This window comes from Enterobacter sp. SCRI0065 (assembly GCF_059766475.1).
On sequence record NZ_JCBAJB010000001.1, the window covers coordinates 1060515 to 1079287 of the forward strand.

Consider the following 18773-nt stretch of genomic DNA (forward strand, 5'->3'; position numbering starts at 1 on the left):
TATATGATCGCTATTTTGATAAAAGAACCTGAAGCAACGTACCGGCACGGCCTGGCATTATTTATGGAGGAACTGTTTCAATCGCGGTTTGGAGACAATATTCAACTGTTGCTCAACTTCACGCAGGAGAGTATTGCACGGGCTGATGTGATTGCGATGGCATTATCGCAGGGCGAGCGATTTATTTGCCATCCTGAGTTTTTACATCGGCGGAAAGGAATAATTATTGGCTTTATTGACGAAGCTGATGAAACCTACGCAGCATTTCCTTCCTGCTTCGGGGATATTATTATCATCCCGAAGCGAATGCCACTGGCGGCGGCAAGGTATAAAATCCTGCGGGCATGGGAAAATATTCAACATGTAGATTATTATCTGCCGAAATTCCCATGCTCAGGGTGTAAGCACAAAATGTTAACGCCTCAGCAGGTACGCGTGATGGCACCTTTCCTCAGCGGGCGATCCGCCGTGGAAATTGGCAGGGAACTCATGATATCGCCGAAAACAGTGTCAGCCCATAAAATCAGGGTGATGAACCAATTTAATCTGAATAACGATCGCCAGTTATTAACGTTCCTGACAATGCTGGGGGAAAGACAAACTCACCTAAATGAATTTAGGCGCTATTTAGATCGTTGCCGTTCCAAGTGACGCCGCTAAACAAAGAGGCTCGCATCAGCGAGCCTCTTTTGCATTTATACGTTCACCGCACTAATTAACCGCGTTTTCATCGACTGATACGCCGAGGCTGCATAGTCTTCCGCCCAGCGCTGATCGTCTATCGCCTCAATCTTTACCGCACAGTATTTGGTTTCTGGCGTTTTGGACGTCGGGTCGAGATTATCCTGCGTCAATTCGTTACAGGCACCAATCCACCACTGATAGGTCATGTATACCGCGCCCGGGTTAATACGTTCACTGATGCTGGCGCGGGTAATGACTTTCCCGCGACGCGAACGCACCCACACCAGTTGACCGTCGTCGATGCCCATCTTCTCGGCATCGGTTGGGTGCATCTGCACGCGGCCCGGTTCATCGGCCAGGCTTTGCAGCGCGGCACAGTTGCCGGTCATGGAGCGACACGAGTAATGGCCCACTTCGCGCACGGTACATAATATCAGTGGATAATCTGCATCCGGCACTTCTGCCGGCGCGCGCCACGGCGCGGCGAACAGCTGGCCTTTGCCGTTAGGCGTATCGAACTGGTTATCTTTGTACAGGTATGGCGTGCCGGGGTGATCCAACGTCGGGCATGGCCATTGGATATGACCCATATCGCCCATTTTCTCGTAAGTAACGCCGTAAAACAGCGGGCATAGATCGCGCATTTCATCCCAGATCTGCTGGTTTGAATCGTAGTGCATCGGGTAGCCCATCGCCGTTGCCAGCAGGCTGATTATCTCCCAGTCGCGCTTCACGTTGCCGCTGGCATCAATGGCTTTACCAAAACGCTGGAAGCCGCGATCGGCACAGGTAAAGACGCCGCCATGTTCGCCCCAGGAGGTGGCAGGCAATAGCACGTCTGCCACTTCAGCCGTTTTGGTCATAAAGATGTCTTGTACGACGACAAAATCGAGCGCCTCGAAGCCGCTGCGTACCAGGCCTAAATCGGCCTCGGTTTGAAGCGGATCCTCGCCCATGATGTAGTAGGCTTTGACTTTGCCTTCGAGCGCCAGATGTGGAACTTCGGTGATGCGGGTGCCAACCTGGTCATCCATAGTGCTGACGTCAATCCCCCACGCGTCGGCGAATTTCTGACGCGCATCGGGATCGGTGACGTCCTGGTAGCCTGGGAACATATTCGGCAGGACGCCCATATCGCAAGCACCCTGGACGTTGTTTTGCCCGCGAACCGGACCGACGCCAACGGCAGGGCGGCCAAGGTTGCCCGTCAGCAGCGCCAGGCTCGACAGTCCTTTCACCACATCGACAGCCTGCCCAAACTGGGTGACGCCCATTCCCCACATCACGGTGGCAGACGGTGCCGCTGCAAAGGTGCGCATCGCCTGACGCACGTCCCGCGCCGAAACGCCGGTCAGATGTTCCACTTTCTCAGGTGCATAATCTTTGACTATCTGACGGTAGGTTTCCAGGCCATCGGCAAAACGCGCCACGTAGTTTTTGTCGTATAGCTCTTCTTCCAATAGAACGTAACCAAACGCATTCACCAGTGCCATGTTGCTGCCGTTCTTCAGCTGGAGATGCTGATCGGCGATGCGCGCGGTTTCAATGCGACGCGGATCGCACACGATGATCTTTGCGCCATTCTGGCGGGCTTTAATCACACGTCGCGCCACGATAGGGTGCGAGTCCGCGCAGTTATAACCAAACACCAGCAGGCATTTTGAGTTTTCGATATCGTTGATGGAGTTGCTCATCGCGCCGTTGCCGAGCGTTTCCTGCAAACCTGCCACTGACGGGCCGTGACACACGCGAGCGCAGCAATCCACATTGTTCGTTTTGAGCACCGCGCGGGCGAATTTTTGCATCACGTAGTTGGTTTCGTTGCCCGTTCCGCGTGACGATCCGGTCGTCATGATGGCGCGCGAACCGTGTTGCTCTTTAATCGCACTCAGCTTGTTAGCGGTGTAGCGAATGGCTTCTTCCCAGGTGACCGGCGTGAACTTTTCACCTTTATGGTAACGAATCATCGGCTGGGTGAGGCGAGGGGTGAGGAGGCGGGTGTCGTTAAGGAAATCCCAACCGTAAAAGCCCTTCAGGCACAGTGTGCCCTGATTGGTCACACCGTCGGCGGCTTCGGCGCGGATAATACGATTGCTTTCAACAACGAGATTTAATTTACAGCCTGCACCGCAGTAGGGGCAGACGCTGGCGATTTTTTTCATCAATAACAGACCTGTTAAGAAATGAACGGAGAGTTAACTGGGAACCAGTCTCGAAAGCATGTTCTAAGCAGAATTCATGCCAAACATTCATTTCATTGATATAACAGGGTTTATTGTGATACTGCGCGTGTCATCGTCACGATGCTCGTCACATATGACGATGACACGTTGAGGGAGCCATCATAGCGTTTGCCGATTAGATATCATCCACAGTGTAGCCAACAACAATTTCCAGGGTTTTGCGGATCACATCGGCCTGGACAACGTCATCCGTGACTTCGAGCGCCTGGATCAGCCATAAAATAATGCCTTTATTTGACAGATGCCCGTCCGAGGCCAGGACACCGTTTACCGCGGTAGAAAAAATCGCAGATTCATCGGCAAAACGATCGCCAGCCGTGCGGAAGTATTCTGACATTGCGCTATCAAAAATGGCTGTATTGAACTCGGGTTGAACCTGAATATTCTGTCGCATCATTCTCACCGTGACGGTTAGGTTAAGGGTTGCTGTTAATGTATTTTTTTTGGATCTGCTGGCTTTCCATTGCCAAATAGAGGAACAACGTTGTCATTGTTCATGGTACGAGCTCCTTCTCGCGGCACGCTGTGTTGCACTGCTTTGTAATGCTTAAATGCGCCATCAGTACTGTCGCTTATTTCAGCAATAACCGCTGAAATGGCTTCCTGCCGCTCGGGATCCTTCTCGTGAATTCTCATGCTCCGTAATCTTTGCACTAAGGCATGCGTATTGATGGGGCCATTCTCTTTCAACAGAGAAAGAACGGCCTCACCAATAAGCTCGTCAACCATTTTATCTACGTGACTTCTATTCATACCCGCATCCCTGATAGCCTGGTCTGTGAGCCAAAATATTCCCTCGTTCTGTTGGCTGCATGCCCAGGTCATCGTTTAAATTGTGCAAACCTCAGCGATCGAAAAGCAGACCGATAAGCATCTGATAATGTTGCTCCTCTTCATGGCCCGACGCCCCTTCAAGGCGACCTAACAGCTTGGTGCATAGCGTTTTACGATTCAGGCTGCGTCCGTCGCGGAGGATCTCTACGACTACCTGGCCTAGCGTTTCCTGCTGCGTAGGGAGAGACGCCTTGTCAAAGTACTGTGCTATTGCAGCGGCGGCATCCGGCTGATATCCATTCTGGCGCATGTTTCGCTCCTGTAAAATTTTGTAATCACTCACGTTACAAATAAGGTATACGGTTTTTTAAAATCTGTACATCAAAAATGTACAATATTTTGCTTATTTTTAACGATTAAGTTAAATTTATAGATAAATCATGGCGTTATTGGATGGTTCTAATGTGAAATTGTCAAAGAATATATTGTACAAGATAGATATGACGCTCCGGATTGTACAAGTGTCAGAAAAGTGACTCTGAGACATCCAAATCATTGAACTGTAAATTAATTGTTATGCCTGAAATGTGCTATAAAAGAAGCTATCCGCATTGTTTGTTCGTGTGGCCTACCCTGTAACTCTGGAAAATCATGCTCACAACCATTATTTACCGCAGCCATATCTGCGCGAACGTTCCAGTTAAAGCTCTGGAAGAAATGGTTAATGCAGCAAATCGCATGAATCGGCACTCGGACGTCACCGGGATTTTATTGTTCAACGGAACGCATTTCTTCCAGCTGCTTGAAGGGCCAGAAGAGAGCGTAAACACGATTTACCAGCATATTTGCAGCGATCCGCGCCACTCCAATGTGGTGGAGTTGCTTCATGACCACGGCCCGCATCGGCGGTTCGGTAATGCCGGGATGGAGCTTTTTGATCTTCGCCACTACGACAGGGAAGAGGTGCTTCAGCAGGTGCTGGATAAGGGGACAACCCGTTTTCAGCTGACCTACAACGATCGTGCCCTGCAGTTCTTCCGCACCTTTGTTCAGGCGACTGAAAAAGAAAACTATTTTGAAATCCCAGCCGCCGATTCGTGGGATTTTGTGCCAGAAGAGAGCGCGCTTTCCCGACAGCCGGTGGTTATCGCGCAGGGCGCTGACTGCAGCTTTGCTTTTCAGCCTATTGTTGACCCCTTTTCCCAGGCCGTTGTCTCCTGGGAGGCGTTGATTCGCACGCCGTCGGGAGACTCACCAGAGGCGTACTTTGAGGCGCTGGCGGACGAAGATATCTACGAGGCAGACCTGAAAAGCAAGCAGGTCGCGCTTTCAATGGCCAGCGCGCTGGGCCTTCAAGGACAAACGCTCTCTCTGAACCTGCTGCCGATGACGCTGGTCAACGTGCCCAACGCCGTCCGCTTCCTGCTGAGTGAAATCGAAGCTAACGGCCTGGTGCCTGAGCAAATCATTATCGAATTCACCGAAAGCGAAATTATTTCGCAGTTCGCCGATTTTCAGGGCGCAGTGAGACAGCTCAAAAGCGCGGGTATTAGCGTGGCGATCGACCACTTTGGTGCCGGCTTTGCGGGGCTATGGCTGCTGGCGCAGTTCCAGCCGGACCGCATCAAAATTAACCGCGAACTGGTGGCGGATGTCCACAAAAGCGGGCCACGGCAGGCCATTATTCAGGCCATTATCAAATGCTGTTCTTCACTGGAGATTCAGTTTTGCGCCGTTGGCGTAGAAAAGGCCGAGGAGTGGATGTGGCTTGAAGCTGCCGGGATTTGCGAGTTTCAGGGGCATCTTTTTGCCAGCCCAAGGCTCGGCGGTATCCCGCAAATTGCCTGGCCGGATAAGAAATTCGATTTGTAAAACTCTTCACTTTCCCCTTCGCGCAGGCTGCACGCGGCTTTAAAAATTGTACAACAATGTTTAAACAATTCGCCGGTTCGATGAACAGACTCTTGCTCTCGGACCGGTTCTTAGTTATACATTTTAGTTGTACAATCTGATAAGGTAAGCTTGTTGTCGTATGGACGTCTTAAGCGTGAGGGAATTAATGGCCTATTACAGTATCGGTGAAGTCGCCGAACGATGCGGGATTAACCCCGTTACGCTTCGTGCCTGGCAGCGACGCTATGGATTGTTTAAACCCCAGCGTAGCGAAGGCGGCCATCGTCAGTTTGACGATGAAGATATTCTACGTATTGAAGAAATCAAACGCCTGATGAAGAGCGGCGTGTCCGTAGGCAAGGTGAAAGACCTGCTGACCACGCCGGATGTCATGACTCAGAGCGGCTGGGCATCCTCTCAGGAAGAGATGATGCTGGCCATACGCACTGCCAGCCCCGCCAGGCTGCGCGCCAGGCTTGCCGATATGCGCCGCGAGCATTCTGTTGAAGCCCTTATCGATAACATTCTTGTGCCGGTTCGCCAGCGAATGAGCCACGATCAAAACACCGTTCGCCATATGGCAAGCCTGTTAGACGGCGTGCTGATTGAACTTGCCGCTGCTCGGCTGGTGGAATCGCGGAAAAAGCCCGGGAAGGATGCGCTGTTAATCGGGTGGGAGTGTGACGATCGTACGCGTCTGTGGCTGGAAGCTGCACGCCTTTCTCATAAAGGATGGCATATTGACGTGCTGGCGGAACCGATCGATTCTCCACGTCCTGAGCTATTCCCCGGCCAAAAAATCTTTGTCTGGACAGGTAAGTCCCCAACGGCACGTCAGCAGGAGCAGCTGGATCACTGGAGAGAGCAGGGCTTTGCGGTATCGTTCCATGAGGCAGGGATATAAAAAAGGCCCTTGCGGGCCACAGTAACGTTCGACTATTTTCGCCCAACCAGCAGGCCAATAATCAGGCCGATTGCACCAGCCGCCATCAACCCAGTCAGCGGGTTATCACGAACCCTTTCAGAGACATCATCCGCCACATCAGAAGCTTTGGCGGCGTATTTACGCGCGGCACCTTTGATCTGATGTTTAGGTGAATCCACTGCATCACCAAACTGGGATTGGGCTTCACCCGCGAGTTCATCAGCTTTATTAAACGCTTTGTTTGCCAGGCGATCGGCTTCATTCTCAAAATCATGTGATGACATAGTTATCTCCTTTAGTGTCATACCAATTCTAGCGCCTGAATGACAACACGCTCGTCCCATGGTCCTGTTTCAGTGTTATCTGATAAAAAGCCTATTTCCGATTATAAAAATAGGCATTACCAATGCATCTTATTCACGTTAACTCATTGCAGGCGCTAATTTATTTTTACCCATTATTAATCAATGCATTGAACAATAACATCCATCTCTCCTGCCTTGCGCGTCAGGGTCTATGCTTAATGAAAGTAGCCAAAAAGGGCGGTTAAGCGGAAAGCCCCTGCTGTCAGGGGGTTGTACTGATAATCGTTATCACTAACATGGTGATATGCCCTTAGCGGCTTAATCGATGAGGTGGACCTATGGAATTGCAGTCAGAAACCTTTAACCCCGCAGATTTTACATGGCGCGGTCTATCGCTGACGCCAGCAGCGGCAGCGCATATCCACGAGCTGGTGGCCAAAAAACCTGAAATCATTGGCCTGCGTTTAGGCGTCAAGCAGACCGGTTGCGCCGGATTCGGTTACGTGCTGGATACGGTGACGGAACGTGAAAAAGACGATCTGATATTTGAAACCGACGGCGCGAAGCTTTACGTGGCATTGCAGGCGATGCCGTTTATCGACGGAACTGAAGTCGACTACGTGCGTGAAGGCTTAAACCAGCTGTTTAAATTCAACAACCCGAAAGCCCAGAACGAATGCGGCTGCGGCGAAAGCTTTGGGGTATAGGCGGTACTATGTCTCGTAATACTGAAGCAACTGACGATGTAAATACCTGGAGCGGCGGACACCTCAATTACAAAGAGGGGTTCTTCACTCAGTTACAAACCGACGAGCTGGCGAAGGGCATCAACGAAGACGTTGTCCGCGCTATCTCGGCAAAACGTAACGAGCCAGAATGGATGCTCGAGTTTCGCCTGAGCGCGTTTCGCGCGTGGCTGGAGATGGAAGAGCCGCATTGGCTAAAAGCACATTACAAACACCTGGACTATCAGGATTACAGCTATTATTCCGCGCCATCCTGCGGCAGTTGTGATGACACCTGTGCTTCACAGCCTGGCGCAGTACAGCAGACGGGCGCGAACGCGTTTTTGAGCAAAGAGGTTGAAGACGCGTTCGAACAGCTCGGCGTGCCGGTACGTGAAGGTCGTGAGGTGGCGGTCGATGCCATTTTTGACTCCGTGTCCGTGGCTACGACCTATCGCGGCAAGCTGGCCGAGCAGGGCATTATCTTCTGTTCCTTTGGCGAGGCGATTCACGATCATCCTGATCTGGTGAAAAAATACATTGGTACCGTGGTGCCCAGCAACGACAACTTCTTTGCGGCGCTTAATGCGGCGGTGGCCTCCGACGGAACGTTTATCTACATCCCGAAAGGCGTGCGTTGCCCGATGGAGCTTTCCACCTATTTCCGTATTAACGCAGAAAAAACCGGTCAGTTTGAGCGCACCATTCTGGTGGCCGACGAGGGTAGCTACGTCAGCTACATCGAAGGTTGCTCCGCCCCAGTTCGCGACAGCTACCAGCTGCACGCGGCGGTGGTGGAAGTCATCATCCATAAAGACGCCGAGGTGAAATACTCCACGGTACAGAACTGGTTCCCGGGTGATGGGAATACCGGCGGCATTTTGAACTTCGTCACCAAGCGCGCGCTTTGCGAAGGCGAAAATAGCAAAATGTCCTGGACCCAGTCGGAAACCGGTTCAGCCATTACCTGGAAATACCCAAGCTGTATTCTGCGTGGCGATAACTCGATTGGTGAGTTTTACTCCGTCGCGCTCACCAGCGGGTATCAGCAGGCCGACACCGGCACCAAGATGATCCACATTGGCAAGAACACCAAATCAACGATCATCTCAAAGGGCATTTCCGCCGGACACAGCCAGAACAGCTATCGCGGTCTGGTTAAAATCATGCCGACGGCCACCAACGCGCGTAACTTTACCCAGTGTGATTCGATGTTGATCGGTACCGACTGCGGCGCACACACCTTCCCGTACGTTGAATGTCGCAATAACACCGCCCAGCTTGAGCACGAGGCTACCACCTCGCGCATCGGCGAAGATCAGCTGTTCTACTGCCTGCAACGCGGGATCAGCGAGGAAGATGCAATCTCAATGATTGTGAACGGCTTCTGCAAGGATGTGTTCTCTGAACTGCCGCTGGAATTCGCCGTTGAAGCCCAAAAATTGTTGGCGATTAGCCTCGAACACAGCGTCGGTTAAGGATTAAGGAAAGCACATGTTAAGCATTAAAGATTTACAGGTCAGTGTGGAAGATAAAGCGATCCTTCGCGGGCTGAACATCGACGTTCGCCCGGGAGAGGTGCATGCGATTATGGGGCCGAACGGTTCCGGCAAAAGTACGCTTTCCGCGACGCTGGCGGGCCGCGAAGACTATGAAGTTGTCGGTGGCTCGGTCGAATTTAAAGGCAAAGATTTACTGGAACTCTCACCGGAAGACCGTGCGGGTGAAGGGATCTTTATGGCCTTCCAGTACCCGGTTGAAATACCGGGCGTCAGCAATCAGTTTTTCCTGCAAACCTCGCTGAACGCGGTGCGTAAATATCGTGGCGAAGAAGAACTCGATCGCTTTGATTTTCAGGATCTGATGGAAGAGAAGATCAAGCTGCTCAAAATGCCGGAAGATTTGCTGACCCGTTCGGTCAACGTAGGCTTCTCCGGCGGTGAGAAAAAGCGGAACGACATTCTGCAAATGGCAGTGCTGGAGCCCGAGCTGTGCATTCTGGATGAAACTGACTCCGGGCTGGATATTGATGCCCTGAAAATTGTTGCAGACGGCGTGAACTCCCTGCGCGACGGCAAGCGCTCGTTCATTATCGTCACCCACTATCAACGTATTCTGGACTATATCAAACCGGATTACGTCCATGTGCTGTATCAGGGGCGCATCGTGAAGTCCGGTGATTTCACCCTGGTCAAACAGCTGGAGGAGCAGGGCTATGGCTGGCTTACCGAACAGCAGTAACGCACTCCAGGAGTGGCATCGCCTGTTTGAAACGCAGGGGGAAGCGCGCTGTGAGCAGGCGCAGCAGCACCTGCAACATATGTTGCGTTTGGGCCTTCCAACCCGCAAGCATGAAAACTGGAAATACACGCCGCTGGACGGTTTGCTTAACAGCCGATTCGTGACGCGTCCGGCGGATGTTAGCCGCGCACAGCGCGATGCGCTGGCGTTGACGATGGATGCCGTGCGCCTGGTGTTTGTCGATGGTCAGTACCGCCCTGACATGAGCGACAGTACCGAAGGAAGCGGCTTTGAGGTCGAGATTAACGACCATCGTGCGTCGTTGCCTCCTGCCGTGCAGCCCGAAGTTTTCTTGCATCTGACAGAAAGCCTGGCGTCGGGGGTAACGCATATTCGAGTCAATCGCAATCAACGCCCTGCGAAGCCATTGCTGCTGCTACATATCACGCAGGGACTGGACGGCGAAGAGGTGAATACGGCGCATTATCGCCATCATGTCGAACTGGCCGAAGGTGCTGAGGCGACGATCGTCGAACATTACGTCAGCCTCAATGAACTTAAGCATTTTACCGGCGCACGCTTGACGATGAACGTGGCGGCAAACGCGCAGTTGCACCATATCAAGCTGGTGTTTGAGAATCCTGCTTGTCACCACTTTGCCCATAACGACATTTTTATGGCAGCGGATGCAGCGGCCTTCAGCCATAGCTTCCTGCTTGGCGGGGCGGTGCTGCGTCACAACACCAGCACCCAGTTGAACGGCGAGAATACTACGCTTCGGATCAATAGCCTGGCGATGCCGGTCAAATCCGAAGTCTGCGATACGCGCACCTGGCTTGAGCACAACAAAGGCTACTGCAACAGCCGTCAGATGCACAAAATCATTGTTAACGACAAAGGCCGCGCGGTATTCAACGGGCTGATCAACGTGGCGCAACACGCCATCAAAACTGATGGGCAGATGACCAACAACAACCTGCTGTTAGGTCGTTTATCGGAAGTCGACACCAAACCGCAGCTGGAAATCTACGCTGATGATGTGAAGTGCAGCCACGGCGCGACGGTAGGGCGCATCGACGATGAGCAGATGTTCTACCTGCGATCGCGTGGTATCGACAAACAGGCTGCGCAGAAGATGATAATTTACGCCTTTGCCGCCGAGCTCACTGAAGCGCTACGCGACGAAACGTTAAAACAGCAGGTGCTGGCGCGCATTGGTCAGCGTTTGCCGGGAGGCGAAGCATGAGTTTTCCCGTAGAGAATGTGCGGGCGGATTTTCCTGTTCTGACCCGCGAAGTCAACGGTCTGCCGCTGGCGTATCTCGACAGCGCCGCCAGCGCCCAAAAGCCGAATCAGGTGATCGACGCTGAAGCGGAGTTCTATCGCCACGGTTACGCGGCCGTGCATCGGGGGATCCACACCCTGAGCGCGGAAGCGACCCAGCGCATGGAAAACGTGCGCACGCGGATGGCAGCCTTTCTCAATGCCCGCTCGCCCGAAGAGCTGGTCTTTGTCCGCGGTACGACGGAAGGCATCAATCTGGTCGCCAACAGCTGGGGCAATGCGCAGGTCCATGCGGGTGACAACATCATCATCACTCAGATGGAACACCACGCGAACATCGTGCCGTGGCAGATGCTCTGCGAGCGCGTGGGCGCACAGCTGCGCGTAATCCCCCTGAATGACGATGGGACGTTGCAACTGGATGCGCTTGACGCCTTGCTGGACGAGCGTACGCGACTGGTGGCGGTGACTCAGATCTCAAACGTACTGGGTACCGAAAACCCGCTGGCTGACATTATTGCCAGGTCTCATCAGGCGGGAGCAAAAGTGTTAGTGGACGGCGCGCAGGCGGTGATGCATCACACCATTGATGTACAAGCGATGGACTGCGATTTTTACGTCTTCTCCGGACACAAGCTGTATGGCCCAACCGGGATTGGCGTGCTGTACGTGAAGGAAGACATCCTACAGGCTATGCCGCCGTGGGAAGGGGGCGGTTCGATGATCGCGACCGTCAGCCTGACGCAGGGTACAACTTATGCCAAAGCGCCATGGCGCTTCGAAGCCGGCACACCGAATACCGGTGGAATTATCGGACTGGGGGCGGCGATTGACTATGTTACCGCCATTGGGCTGGAGGCGATTGCTGAGTATGAACAGCAGTTGATGCGCTATGCGCTGACGGAACTGGCCAGCGTGCCGGACCTGACGCTATTCGGTCCGGATGACCGCAAAGGTGTGATAGCCTTTAATTTGGGTAAACATCACGCCTATGACGTGGGGAGTTTCCTTGATAATTACGGCGTTGCCGTGCGTACCGGGCATCATTGCGCAATGCCGCTGATGGCGTTTTACCAGGTCCCGGCCATGTGTCGCGCGTCTCTGGTGATGTATAACACGACGGAAGAGGTCGACAGGCTGGTGACGGGGCTTAAGCGCATTCATCATCTGCTGGGTTAAGAGAGAGGCAAGACATGGCCGCGTTGCCGGACAGAGATAAACTGTTGCGTAACTTCACACGTTGCGCCAACTGGGAAGAAAAATACCTGTACATTATTGAACTGGGGCAGCGCCTGCCGGAACTCAGCGATGCGTCGCGTAGCCCGGATAATCTGATTCAGGGGTGCCAGAGTCAGGTCTGGATTGTGATGCGCCAGAATGATGATGGCGTTATTGAACTGCAAGGCGATAGCGATGCCGCGATCGTTAAAGGACTCGTGGCGATTGTTTTTATTCTGTATCACCAGATGTCCGCTCAGGATATTGTGGCGTTCGATGTGCGTCCATGGTTTGAAAAGATGGCGCTAACCCAACACCTCACCCCCTCGCGATCCCAGGGGCTAGAAGCGATGATCCGTGCAATTCGCGCCAAAGCCGCCAACATTAGCTAGACTACATAGACAGCTCTCATTCTGTTTCGCGAGGCGGTTCCCGCCTCGCTGGTTTTTCAGCTTTCTGGCGTTCAGTCAGTGAATAAGGAATATCAGCATGAAGCGCGCGTCTCTCATTACACTCCTGCTTTTGAGCTCTTTCGCTGGCCTTAATTCTGCCAGCGCGATGGATTACCCGTTGCCGCCAGCGGGTAGTCGCCTGATCGGTCAGAATCAAACCTACGCGATTCAGGAAGGGGACAAAAATTTACAGGCTATTGCCCGGCGTTTTAATACGGCGGCACAGCTCATCCTCGAAACCAATAATACGATTGCGCCGGTCTATCCGGCTCCCGGCACGGTGATTACGATCCCATCGCAAATGCTGCTTCCTGACACCCCGCGCGAAGGGATCGTGGTCAATCTTGCTGAACTGCGGCTGTACTATTTCCCTCCCGGCGAAAATATCGTCCAGGTATACCCACTAGGTATCGGGCAGCTCGGACTGGAAACGCCGGTCAGCACCACGCGGGTGAGTCAGAAAATCCCTAATCCAACCTGGACGCCTACAGCGGGCATCAGAGCGCGTTCACTCGCTAATGGTATCAAATTACCGCCTGTGGTCCCTGCGGGCCCTAACAACCCGCTGGGTCGCTTTGCGTTACGCTTGGGCATAGGGAATGGGGAATATCTTATACATGGGACCAGCGCGCCGGACAGTGTCGGGTTACGCGTGAGTTCCGGTTGCATGCGGATGAACGCGCCGGATATCAAAGCACTGTTTGAACAGGCACGCGTGGGAACGCGCGTACAGATCATCAACGAGCCGGTTAAATTCTCGATTGAGCCGGACGGCAAACGCTACGTTGAGGTTCATCGGCCGCTGGCACAGGTCGAAGGTGAAAACCCGCAAATCTCGCCAATTGCACATACTCCGGGCTTTGCTTCGTTTGTATCGCAGGAAGAGAGTGATAAGACGCTCATTGATAAGGCGCTGTCACGTAGAGCAGGGATCCCGGTTCCTGGCGCGGCTGGAAGCGGAACGTCGGCCAATGTGCCTGTGCTGTCGGTTCAGAACAACCGTGCGTCTGTAGCGGTCAATGAAGATGATAGGGAAGTGGTAACGCAATAAGGGTTTTAGAGAGGCAAAAAAAATGGCGCACAATGTGCGCCATTTTATTAACAGGTACTATTACTTACGGTATTTAGTAGCCTGGTTGTCCAGACGCTGGTTAGCGCGTGCTGCGTCGTCTTTAGCAGCCTGAACGTCAGAACGCATTGCGTTCACGTCGTTGCTCAGCTGGTCAACTTTAGCGTTCAGAGTCTGAACGTCAGAAGACAGTTGGTCGATTTTAGCATTGCTAGAACAACCAGCCAGCATAGTAGAAGCCAGGATTACCGCGCCCAGTACCAGTTTAGTACGATTCATTATTAATACCCTCTAGATTGAGTTAATCTCCATGTAGCGTTACAAGTATTACACAAAGTTTTTTAGGTTGAGAATATTTTTTTGATGGGAATGCCCCTATTTTTGATCGTTCGCTCAAAGAAGCAACGAATCCGGCCTATTTAGTAAAAAAGCCATGTTAAAAAAGACATTTTTCATCGGAATCATCTTAGATAATTCTCTCTTAAATAGAAAAACTCGATTTGCTTTTTCAATAAAGTTGGCGAATGACACAAATAAAAAAGCGCCCAGAGGGCGCTTTTATCAAAATTAATTCGTTTGATAATGATTACAGGACGTGAACAGAAACCGTATTAGTGGTTCCACTTGGTACCAGAGCACCAGAAACCATCACAACAACGTCGCCTTTCTGAGCCAGACCACGATCAACCAACTGCAGGGCAACTTCTTTACCCAGACGGTAGAAATCATCGGTAGACGCGATTTCTTTTACCAGGTGTGGGACCACGCCTTTGCTCAGTACCAGTTGGCGAGCAGTCGTTTCGTTAGTGGTCAGTGCCAGGATCGTTGAGCTTGGGAAGTATTTACGAACAGCTTTAGCAGATTTACCACCCTGGGTTGCCACAACAATCAGAGGCGCTTCCAGTTTTTCAGCGGTTTCAACTGCGCTGCGGCATACGGCTTCGGTGATGCGCAGTTTACGGCTGTCGTTGTTGTTATCCAGACGGCTGGTCATCACGCGGTCAGTACGTTCGCAGATGGTTGCCATGATAGTCACGGCTTCCAGCGGGTATTTACCTTTAGCGGATTCGCCAGACAGCATGACGGCATCGGTACCGTCAATGATGGCGTTCGCAACGTCGCCTGCTTCAGCGCGGGTTGGACGTGGGTTTTTGATCATTGAGTCCAGCATCTGCGTTGCGGTGATAACCACTTTACGCGCGCGAACACATTTCTCGATCATCATCTTCTGCGCGAAGATAACTTCTTCAACCGGGATTTCAACACCCAGGTCGCCACGCGCAACCATGATGCCGTCTGAGGCTTCGAGGATTTCGTCGAAGTTGTTCAGGCCTTCCTGGTTTTCAATTTTGCAGATGATCTGGATCTTCTCGCCACCGTGCGCCTTCAGGTGCTCACGGATTTCAACCACGTCAGAACGCTTACGGATAAAGGACGCAGCAACAAAGTCAACGCCTTGTTCGCAGCCGAAGATCAGGTCTTGTTTGTCTTTTTCAGCCAGTGCTGGCAGCGCGATGGAAACGCCCGGCAGGTTAACGCCTTTGTTTTCGCCCAGGTCGCCGTTGTTCAGCACTTTACAAACAACGTTTTTGCCTTCGATAGCGGTGACTTCCATGCCGATCAGGCCGTCATCCACCAGTACGGTGTTGCCAACGGACAGATCGCTGGTGAAACCTTCGTAGGTGACCGCAACGATGTCGCTGTTACCGACAACGGTTTTGTCAGTGGTGAAAGTGAAGGTCTGGCCCGCTTTCAGGGAGACGTCATTGCCGCCTTCCAGTTTGATGGTGCGGATTTCTGGACCTTTGGTATCCAGCAAGATGGCGGCTTTCTTACCGGTCTTGCTCACCACGTTGCGCAAATTCTTAATGCGCTGACCGTGTTCAGCATAATCGCCGTGAGAGAAGTTCAGACGCATTACGTTCATGCCGGCGTCCAGCATTTTGCTCAGCATCTCTTCAGATTCGGTTTTCGGGCCGATAGTGCAAACAATTTTCGTCTTTTTCATGACAGTCTTAGTCTTTAAGTTGGGAAGGATATGGGAATCTCGCTCCGGGGGCGCACTGCCGCGGAGTCAAACCTGTGTTGCGAAATTTTAAGTGGCACGCACTAAGGATAGGTGACATCAAATGAGCGTGCAGAAGAAAGTGTGCCTGAGTTTCAGCCCAACGGAGGAGAGAAGAAGTTGTACGTTGTTTTTTATAGTCCAAGCGCTGAAACCATTCACCAGGGATTAGGCGCGCATTATACGCTGATTGTTAGGCAAAAGGAAAATGAAAACAGCGTTTCAAAAATAATCAATGGATTTTAACATTCAGGTTGTTATCAAGGCGTTAAGGTAGAATTGCATCTTATCGCGACAGGCGTCCTGCCTGCCGCATTTTGCTTATTATCTGAGCGCTTGTTCGAGGTCGGCGATCAGGTCGTTCTCATCCTCTATTCCGACAGAGAAACGAATCAGTTGCGCAACAATGCCGTTTGCCAGTCGTTGCTCAAGCGGAATAGAGGCATGCGTCATGCTGAAAGGTTGACTCACCAGACTCTCGACGCCACCCAAACTTTCGGCAAGGGTAAACAGTTTGAGCTTACGGATAATCTGTGTAGCCCGTTGCGCATCGCCTTTCACGACCACAGAAATCATCCCACCAGGCAGTGCCATCTGGGTGCGAGCCAGCGGGTATTGCGGATGAGACTCCAGCCACGGGAACCACACTTTATCAATCTGCGGGTGCTGCTCCAGCCACCGGGCGATAGTCAGAGCATTGGCACTGTGTTTTTCTACGCGAAGCGCGAGGGTACGAATACCGCGTAAGGTCAGGAAGCTACTAAAGGGATCCAGCACGCCACCAATCGCGTTTTGCAGATATCCTAATTGTTCCGCCAGCGCAGGGTTATCGCCCACGACCGCAAGACCTGCCACCACATCGGAGTGACCATTAAGATACTTGGTCGCAGAATGGACCACGATATCGAAGCCAAACTCAAGGGGGCGGTGAACGACCGGTGAAGCGAACGTGTTATCCGCCACGCTAATGATGCGATGGCGACGTGCAATATCGGCAATGGCCGCGAGGTCCGCGAGTTTCAGCAGCGGGTTGGTCGGCGTTTCAACCCAGATCATCCGGGTTTCCGGGCGGATGGCCGCTTCGAGCGCATCCAGATTGCCCGGCTTCACCCAACTGACCTGTAAACCGGCGCTGCGCTTGCGCACGTTTTCAATCAGGCGATACGTTCCGCCGTACACATCGTCAATGGCGACGATGTGGCTATCCTTATCCAGCAGTTCCAGCACGGTGGAAATGGCCGCCAGCCCGGACGCAAACGCGTAACCGCGCGTCCCGCTTTCCAGCTTGGCAATCGCCGTTTCCAGCGCGTGACGGGTGGGGTTGCCGCTACGGGAATATTCATAGCCGGTATGTTCGCCAGGCGAAGGTTGCGCAAACGTCGAGGTGGCATAGATCGGCGGCATAACGGCCCCGTGTGCATCGTTAAACTCGCCGCTGTGTACGCTTAATGTTGCCAGTGATTTCATGGTGCTCTCCTTATTGTTGTAGACGGTTGCGCCAGACGGTGAGGACATCGCTGCGCGTAATCAGGCCGAGGAAACGATCGCGGTCATTAATCACCGCCACCTGTCCCCGAGCGAAAATCGGTTTTAGCTCGCTTTCCGACGCGCTTTTATCGAGAACGTCGACGCCTCGGGTCATGGCCTGCGTAACGGGCAGGGCGAAACGCGCTCCGTTGCCTGCGATATGGCTGACCAGATCCCATTCGTCCACGATGCCGACCACCTTGCCGTTATCCAGCACCGGTAGCTGAGAAATGTCATACAGGCGCATTCGCGCTAATACGGTCGCGAGCGTGTCATCAGGCGCGGCGGTGACAGTCGCGCCTTCATCGTGGCGAAGGGCGATATAATCAGAGAGATCGCCCGTTTGCGGGCGGGTGATAAGCCCTTGCTGGCGCATCCAGTCATCGTTGAACATTTTGGACAGGTATTTGTTGCCGCTGTCACAGGCGAAGGTCACCACGCGTTTTGGCGTGGTTTGCGCCTGGCAGTAGCGCAGGGCGGCGGCAAGCAGCGTACCGCTGGAGGATCCTGCAAGAATGCCTTCGGTTTTCAGCAGGTCGCGAGCGGTGGTAAACGCCTCCCGGTCGGTGATGCGATACGCCTGCTGCACGCCTTCGATATGCGCAAGTGGAGGAATAAAGTCTTCGCCGATACCCTCAACCAGCCAGGAGCCTGCTTCCTTATACCGTCCGGATTCGACCTGATCGGCCAGTACTGAACCTGCGGGATCGGCCAGCACGAATTCAGTATGCGGTGAATGTTCAGCAAACCAGGTCTGGAGTCCGCCCAGCGTTCCACCCGAACCGACGCCAACCACAATCGCATCAATGTGTCCTTCGAGCTGTTCGAACAGTTCCGGGGCGGTGGTGGTGCTGTGCGCCAGCGGATTGGCCTTGTTATTAAACTGATCGATATAAAAAGCGCCGGGGAGTTCTTTCGCCAGGCGGGTGGCGTAATCCTGATAATAAGCCGGATGGCCCTTGTTCACATCGGAACGGGTCAGCACCACCTGCGCTCCCAGCGCGCGCAGGTGGAAGATTTTCTCGCGGCTCATTTTGTCGGGTACGACCAGAATCAATGCATAGCCTTTTTGCGCTGCAATCAGCGCCAGCCCGAGGCCGGTGTTCCCGGCCGTCGCTTCGATAATCGTCCCGCCCGGCGCCAGCAGGCCTTGTCGTTCGGCTTCATCAATCATTGACAGCGCCACGCGATCTTTAATAGAGCCGCCGGGGTTTTGGTTTTCAAGTTTCAGAAACAGCGAGCACGGGCCTGCATCGAGCTTGTGCAACTGGATAAGCGGCGTATGGCCGATGAGTTCAGTGACGGAGTGATAAATTGCCATGGTATTTTCCCTGATTAAGGACATGGCTGGATGATAGAACTATGAAA

The 18773-nt window shown here is 52.9% G+C and carries 21 protein-coding genes; 11 read left to right on the forward strand and 10 right to left on the reverse strand.

All coding sequences use genetic code 11. The annotated features are described in order from the left end of the window. Positions 1 to 3: 3 nt before the first annotated feature. A complete protein-coding gene (locus AC6EMZ_RS05155) occupies positions 4 to 651 on the forward strand; it encodes a helix-turn-helix transcriptional regulator (RefSeq protein ID WP_498401326.1) in 648 nt (215 codons plus the stop codon). A 44-nt stretch (positions 652 to 695) separates the two neighbouring features. Here AC6EMZ_RS05155 and fdhF read toward each other — a convergent pair whose 3' ends face one another. From fdhF to ycgZ, 4 genes are all read right to left on the reverse strand, one after another. Next, complete coding sequence (fdhF, locus tag AC6EMZ_RS05160) at positions 696 to 2846, reverse strand: formate dehydrogenase subunit alpha (protein ID WP_498401327.1); 2151 nt, start codon at positions 2844 to 2846, stop codon at positions 696 to 698. 196 nt (positions 2847 to 3042) lie between these two features. Next, positions 3043 to 3321, reverse strand: coding sequence for a biofilm development regulator YmgB/AriR family protein (locus AC6EMZ_RS05165; RefSeq protein WP_498401481.1), 279 nt, complete (start codon positions 3319 to 3321; stop codon positions 3043 to 3045). Positions 3322 to 3356: 35 nt separating this feature from the next. Continuing rightward, positions 3357 to 3680 (reverse strand): hypothetical protein, encoded by a 324-nt coding sequence (locus AC6EMZ_RS05170; RefSeq protein WP_498401328.1) that lies wholly within the window; start codon positions 3678 to 3680, stop codon positions 3357 to 3359. A 91-nt stretch (positions 3681 to 3771) separates the two neighbouring features. Continuing rightward, positions 3772 to 4011: a regulatory protein YcgZ gene (gene ycgZ, locus AC6EMZ_RS05175; protein WP_498401329.1), complete on the reverse strand. Its 240-nt coding sequence runs from the start codon at positions 4009 to 4011 to the stop codon at positions 3772 to 3774. 341 nt (positions 4012 to 4352) lie between these two features. On the opposite strand from ycgZ, the gene AC6EMZ_RS05180 reads away from it, so the two are divergent. Together AC6EMZ_RS05180 and AC6EMZ_RS05185 are read left to right on the forward strand one after the other, a co-directional pair. Continuing rightward, complete coding sequence (locus tag AC6EMZ_RS05180) at positions 4353 to 5573, forward strand: diguanylate phosphodiesterase (protein WP_498401330.1); 1221 nt, start codon at positions 4353 to 4355, stop codon at positions 5571 to 5573. Between the two features lie 187 nt (positions 5574 to 5760). Further along, entirely contained in the window at positions 5761 to 6498 is a 738-nt protein-coding gene (locus AC6EMZ_RS05185; protein ID WP_498401331.1) for a MerR family transcriptional regulator, read from the forward strand. A 32-nt stretch (positions 6499 to 6530) separates the two neighbouring features. On the opposite strand, the gene AC6EMZ_RS05190 is transcribed toward AC6EMZ_RS05185, so the two are convergent. Further along, entirely contained in the window at positions 6531 to 6803 is a 273-nt protein-coding gene (locus AC6EMZ_RS05190; protein ID WP_498401332.1) for an ElaB/YgaM/YqjD family protein, read from the reverse strand. A gap of 359 nt (positions 6804 to 7162) precedes the next feature. On the opposite strand from AC6EMZ_RS05190, the gene sufA reads away from it, so the two are divergent. The 7 genes from sufA to ldtE all read left to right on the forward strand — a co-directional run bounded on the left by sufA (position 7163) and on the right by ldtE (position 13795). After that, positions 7163 to 7531, forward strand: a complete 369-nt coding sequence (gene sufA / locus AC6EMZ_RS05195) for a Fe-S cluster assembly scaffold SufA (RefSeq protein ID WP_498401334.1) — start codon at positions 7163 to 7165, stop codon at positions 7529 to 7531. A gap of 8 nt (positions 7532 to 7539) precedes the next feature. Beyond that, positions 7540 to 9027 (forward strand): Fe-S cluster assembly protein SufB, encoded by a 1488-nt coding sequence (gene sufB / locus AC6EMZ_RS05200; RefSeq protein WP_498401335.1) that lies wholly within the window; start codon positions 7540 to 7542, stop codon positions 9025 to 9027. A 16-nt stretch (positions 9028 to 9043) separates the two neighbouring features. After that, complete coding sequence (sufC, locus tag AC6EMZ_RS05205; RefSeq protein WP_095281756.1) at positions 9044 to 9790, forward strand: Fe-S cluster assembly ATPase SufC; 747 nt, start codon at positions 9044 to 9046, stop codon at positions 9788 to 9790. Next, positions 9765 to 11036: a Fe-S cluster assembly protein SufD gene (gene sufD, locus AC6EMZ_RS05210; RefSeq protein ID WP_498401336.1), complete on the forward strand. Its 1272-nt coding sequence runs from the start codon at positions 9765 to 9767 to the stop codon at positions 11034 to 11036. Before sufC ends, sufD begins: the two co-directional genes overlap by 26 nt. Continuing rightward, complete coding sequence (gene sufS, locus AC6EMZ_RS05215; protein ID WP_498401337.1) at positions 11033 to 12253, forward strand: cysteine desulfurase SufS; 1221 nt, start codon at positions 11033 to 11035, stop codon at positions 12251 to 12253. Before sufD ends, sufS begins: the two co-directional genes overlap by 4 nt. Before the next feature lie 14 nt (positions 12254 to 12267). After that, positions 12268 to 12684 (forward strand): cysteine desulfuration protein SufE, encoded by a 417-nt coding sequence (sufE, locus tag AC6EMZ_RS05220; protein ID WP_498401338.1) that lies wholly within the window; start codon positions 12268 to 12270, stop codon positions 12682 to 12684. Between the two features lie 97 nt (positions 12685 to 12781). Then, entirely contained in the window at positions 12782 to 13795 is a 1014-nt protein-coding gene (ldtE, locus tag AC6EMZ_RS05225; protein WP_498401339.1) for a L,D-transpeptidase LdtE, read from the forward strand. Between the two features lie 60 nt (positions 13796 to 13855). Here the strand turns inward: ldtE and AC6EMZ_RS05230 are convergent, their stop codons facing one another. The 3 genes from AC6EMZ_RS05230 to ynhH form a co-directional block, all read right to left on the reverse strand. Continuing rightward, complete coding sequence (locus tag AC6EMZ_RS05230; protein WP_012017161.1) at positions 13856 to 14092, reverse strand: major outer membrane lipoprotein; 237 nt, start codon at positions 14090 to 14092, stop codon at positions 13856 to 13858. Between the two features lie 307 nt (positions 14093 to 14399). After that, positions 14400 to 15821 (reverse strand): pyruvate kinase PykF, encoded by a 1422-nt coding sequence (gene pykF / locus AC6EMZ_RS05235; protein ID WP_498401340.1) that lies wholly within the window; start codon positions 15819 to 15821, stop codon positions 14400 to 14402. A 7-nt stretch (positions 15822 to 15828) separates the two neighbouring features. Continuing rightward, positions 15829 to 16023: a protein YnhH gene (ynhH, locus tag AC6EMZ_RS05240; protein ID WP_498401342.1), complete on the reverse strand. Its 195-nt coding sequence runs from the start codon at positions 16021 to 16023 to the stop codon at positions 15829 to 15831. On the opposite strand from ynhH, the gene AC6EMZ_RS05245 reads away from it, so the two are divergent. Continuing rightward, the gene (locus tag AC6EMZ_RS05245) at positions 15933 to 16124 is read left to right on the forward strand and encodes a hypothetical protein (protein WP_498401488.1); all 192 of its coding nucleotides are present in this window, start codon (positions 15933 to 15935) and stop codon (positions 16122 to 16124) included. The genes ynhH and AC6EMZ_RS05245 overlap by 91 nt on opposite strands. 78 nt (positions 16125 to 16202) lie before the next feature. On the opposite strand, the gene AC6EMZ_RS05250 is transcribed toward AC6EMZ_RS05245, so the two are convergent. Both AC6EMZ_RS05250 and AC6EMZ_RS05255 read right to left on the reverse strand, forming a co-directional pair. Further along, positions 16203 to 17345, reverse strand: coding sequence for a trans-sulfuration enzyme family protein (locus tag AC6EMZ_RS05250; protein WP_498401343.1), 1143 nt, complete (start codon positions 17343 to 17345; stop codon positions 16203 to 16205). Between the two features lie 10 nt (positions 17346 to 17355). Beyond that, positions 17356 to 18726, reverse strand: coding sequence for a pyridoxal-phosphate dependent enzyme (locus AC6EMZ_RS05255; RefSeq protein ID WP_498401344.1), 1371 nt, complete (start codon positions 18724 to 18726; stop codon positions 17356 to 17358). Positions 18727 to 18773 lie beyond the last annotated feature (47 nt).

What these genes read in the sequence shown, in the direction of transcription:
- AC6EMZ_RS05155 (WP_498401326.1), top strand. Translation starts at nt 4, where the DNA reads ATGATCGCTATTTTGATAAAAGAACCTGAAGCAACGTACCGGCACGGC.
- fdhF (WP_498401327.1), bottom strand. Translation starts at nt 2,846, where the DNA reads ATGAAAAAAATCGCCAGCGTCTGCCCCTACTGCGGTGCAGGCTGTAAA.
- AC6EMZ_RS05165 (WP_498401481.1), bottom strand. Translation starts at nt 3,321, where the DNA reads ATGCGACAGAATATTCAGGTTCAACCCGAGTTCAATACAGCCATTTTT.
- AC6EMZ_RS05170 (WP_498401328.1), bottom strand. Translation starts at nt 3,680, where the DNA reads ATGAATAGAAGTCACGTAGATAAAATGGTTGACGAGCTTATTGGTGAG.
- ycgZ (WP_498401329.1), bottom strand. Translation starts at nt 4,011, where the DNA reads ATGCGCCAGAATGGATATCAGCCGGATGCCGCCGCTGCAATAGCACAG.
- AC6EMZ_RS05180 (WP_498401330.1), top strand. Translation starts at nt 4,353, where the DNA reads ATGCTCACAACCATTATTTACCGCAGCCATATCTGCGCGAACGTTCCA.
- AC6EMZ_RS05185 (WP_498401331.1), top strand. Translation starts at nt 5,761, where the DNA reads ATGGCCTATTACAGTATCGGTGAAGTCGCCGAACGATGCGGGATTAAC.
- AC6EMZ_RS05190 (WP_498401332.1), bottom strand. Translation starts at nt 6,803, where the DNA reads ATGTCATCACATGATTTTGAGAATGAAGCCGATCGCCTGGCAAACAAA.
- sufA (WP_498401334.1), top strand. Translation starts at nt 7,163, where the DNA reads ATGGAATTGCAGTCAGAAACCTTTAACCCCGCAGATTTTACATGGCGC.
- sufB (WP_498401335.1), top strand. Translation starts at nt 7,540, where the DNA reads ATGTCTCGTAATACTGAAGCAACTGACGATGTAAATACCTGGAGCGGC.
- sufC (WP_095281756.1), top strand. Translation starts at nt 9,044, where the DNA reads ATGTTAAGCATTAAAGATTTACAGGTCAGTGTGGAAGATAAAGCGATC.
- sufD (WP_498401336.1), top strand. Translation starts at nt 9,765, where the DNA reads ATGGCTGGCTTACCGAACAGCAGTAACGCACTCCAGGAGTGGCATCGC.
- sufS (WP_498401337.1), top strand. Translation starts at nt 11,033, where the DNA reads ATGAGTTTTCCCGTAGAGAATGTGCGGGCGGATTTTCCTGTTCTGACC.
- sufE (WP_498401338.1), top strand. Translation starts at nt 12,268, where the DNA reads ATGGCCGCGTTGCCGGACAGAGATAAACTGTTGCGTAACTTCACACGT.
- ldtE (WP_498401339.1), top strand. Translation starts at nt 12,782, where the DNA reads ATGAAGCGCGCGTCTCTCATTACACTCCTGCTTTTGAGCTCTTTCGCT.
- AC6EMZ_RS05230 (WP_012017161.1), bottom strand. Translation starts at nt 14,092, where the DNA reads ATGAATCGTACTAAACTGGTACTGGGCGCGGTAATCCTGGCTTCTACT.
- pykF (WP_498401340.1), bottom strand. Translation starts at nt 15,821, where the DNA reads ATGAAAAAGACGAAAATTGTTTGCACTATCGGCCCGAAAACCGAATCT.
- AC6EMZ_RS05250 (WP_498401343.1), bottom strand. Translation starts at nt 17,345, where the DNA reads ATGAAATCACTGGCAACATTAAGCGTACACAGCGGCGAGTTTAACGAT.
- AC6EMZ_RS05255 (WP_498401344.1), bottom strand. Translation starts at nt 18,726, where the DNA reads ATGGCAATTTATCACTCCGTCACTGAACTCATCGGCCATACGCCGCTT.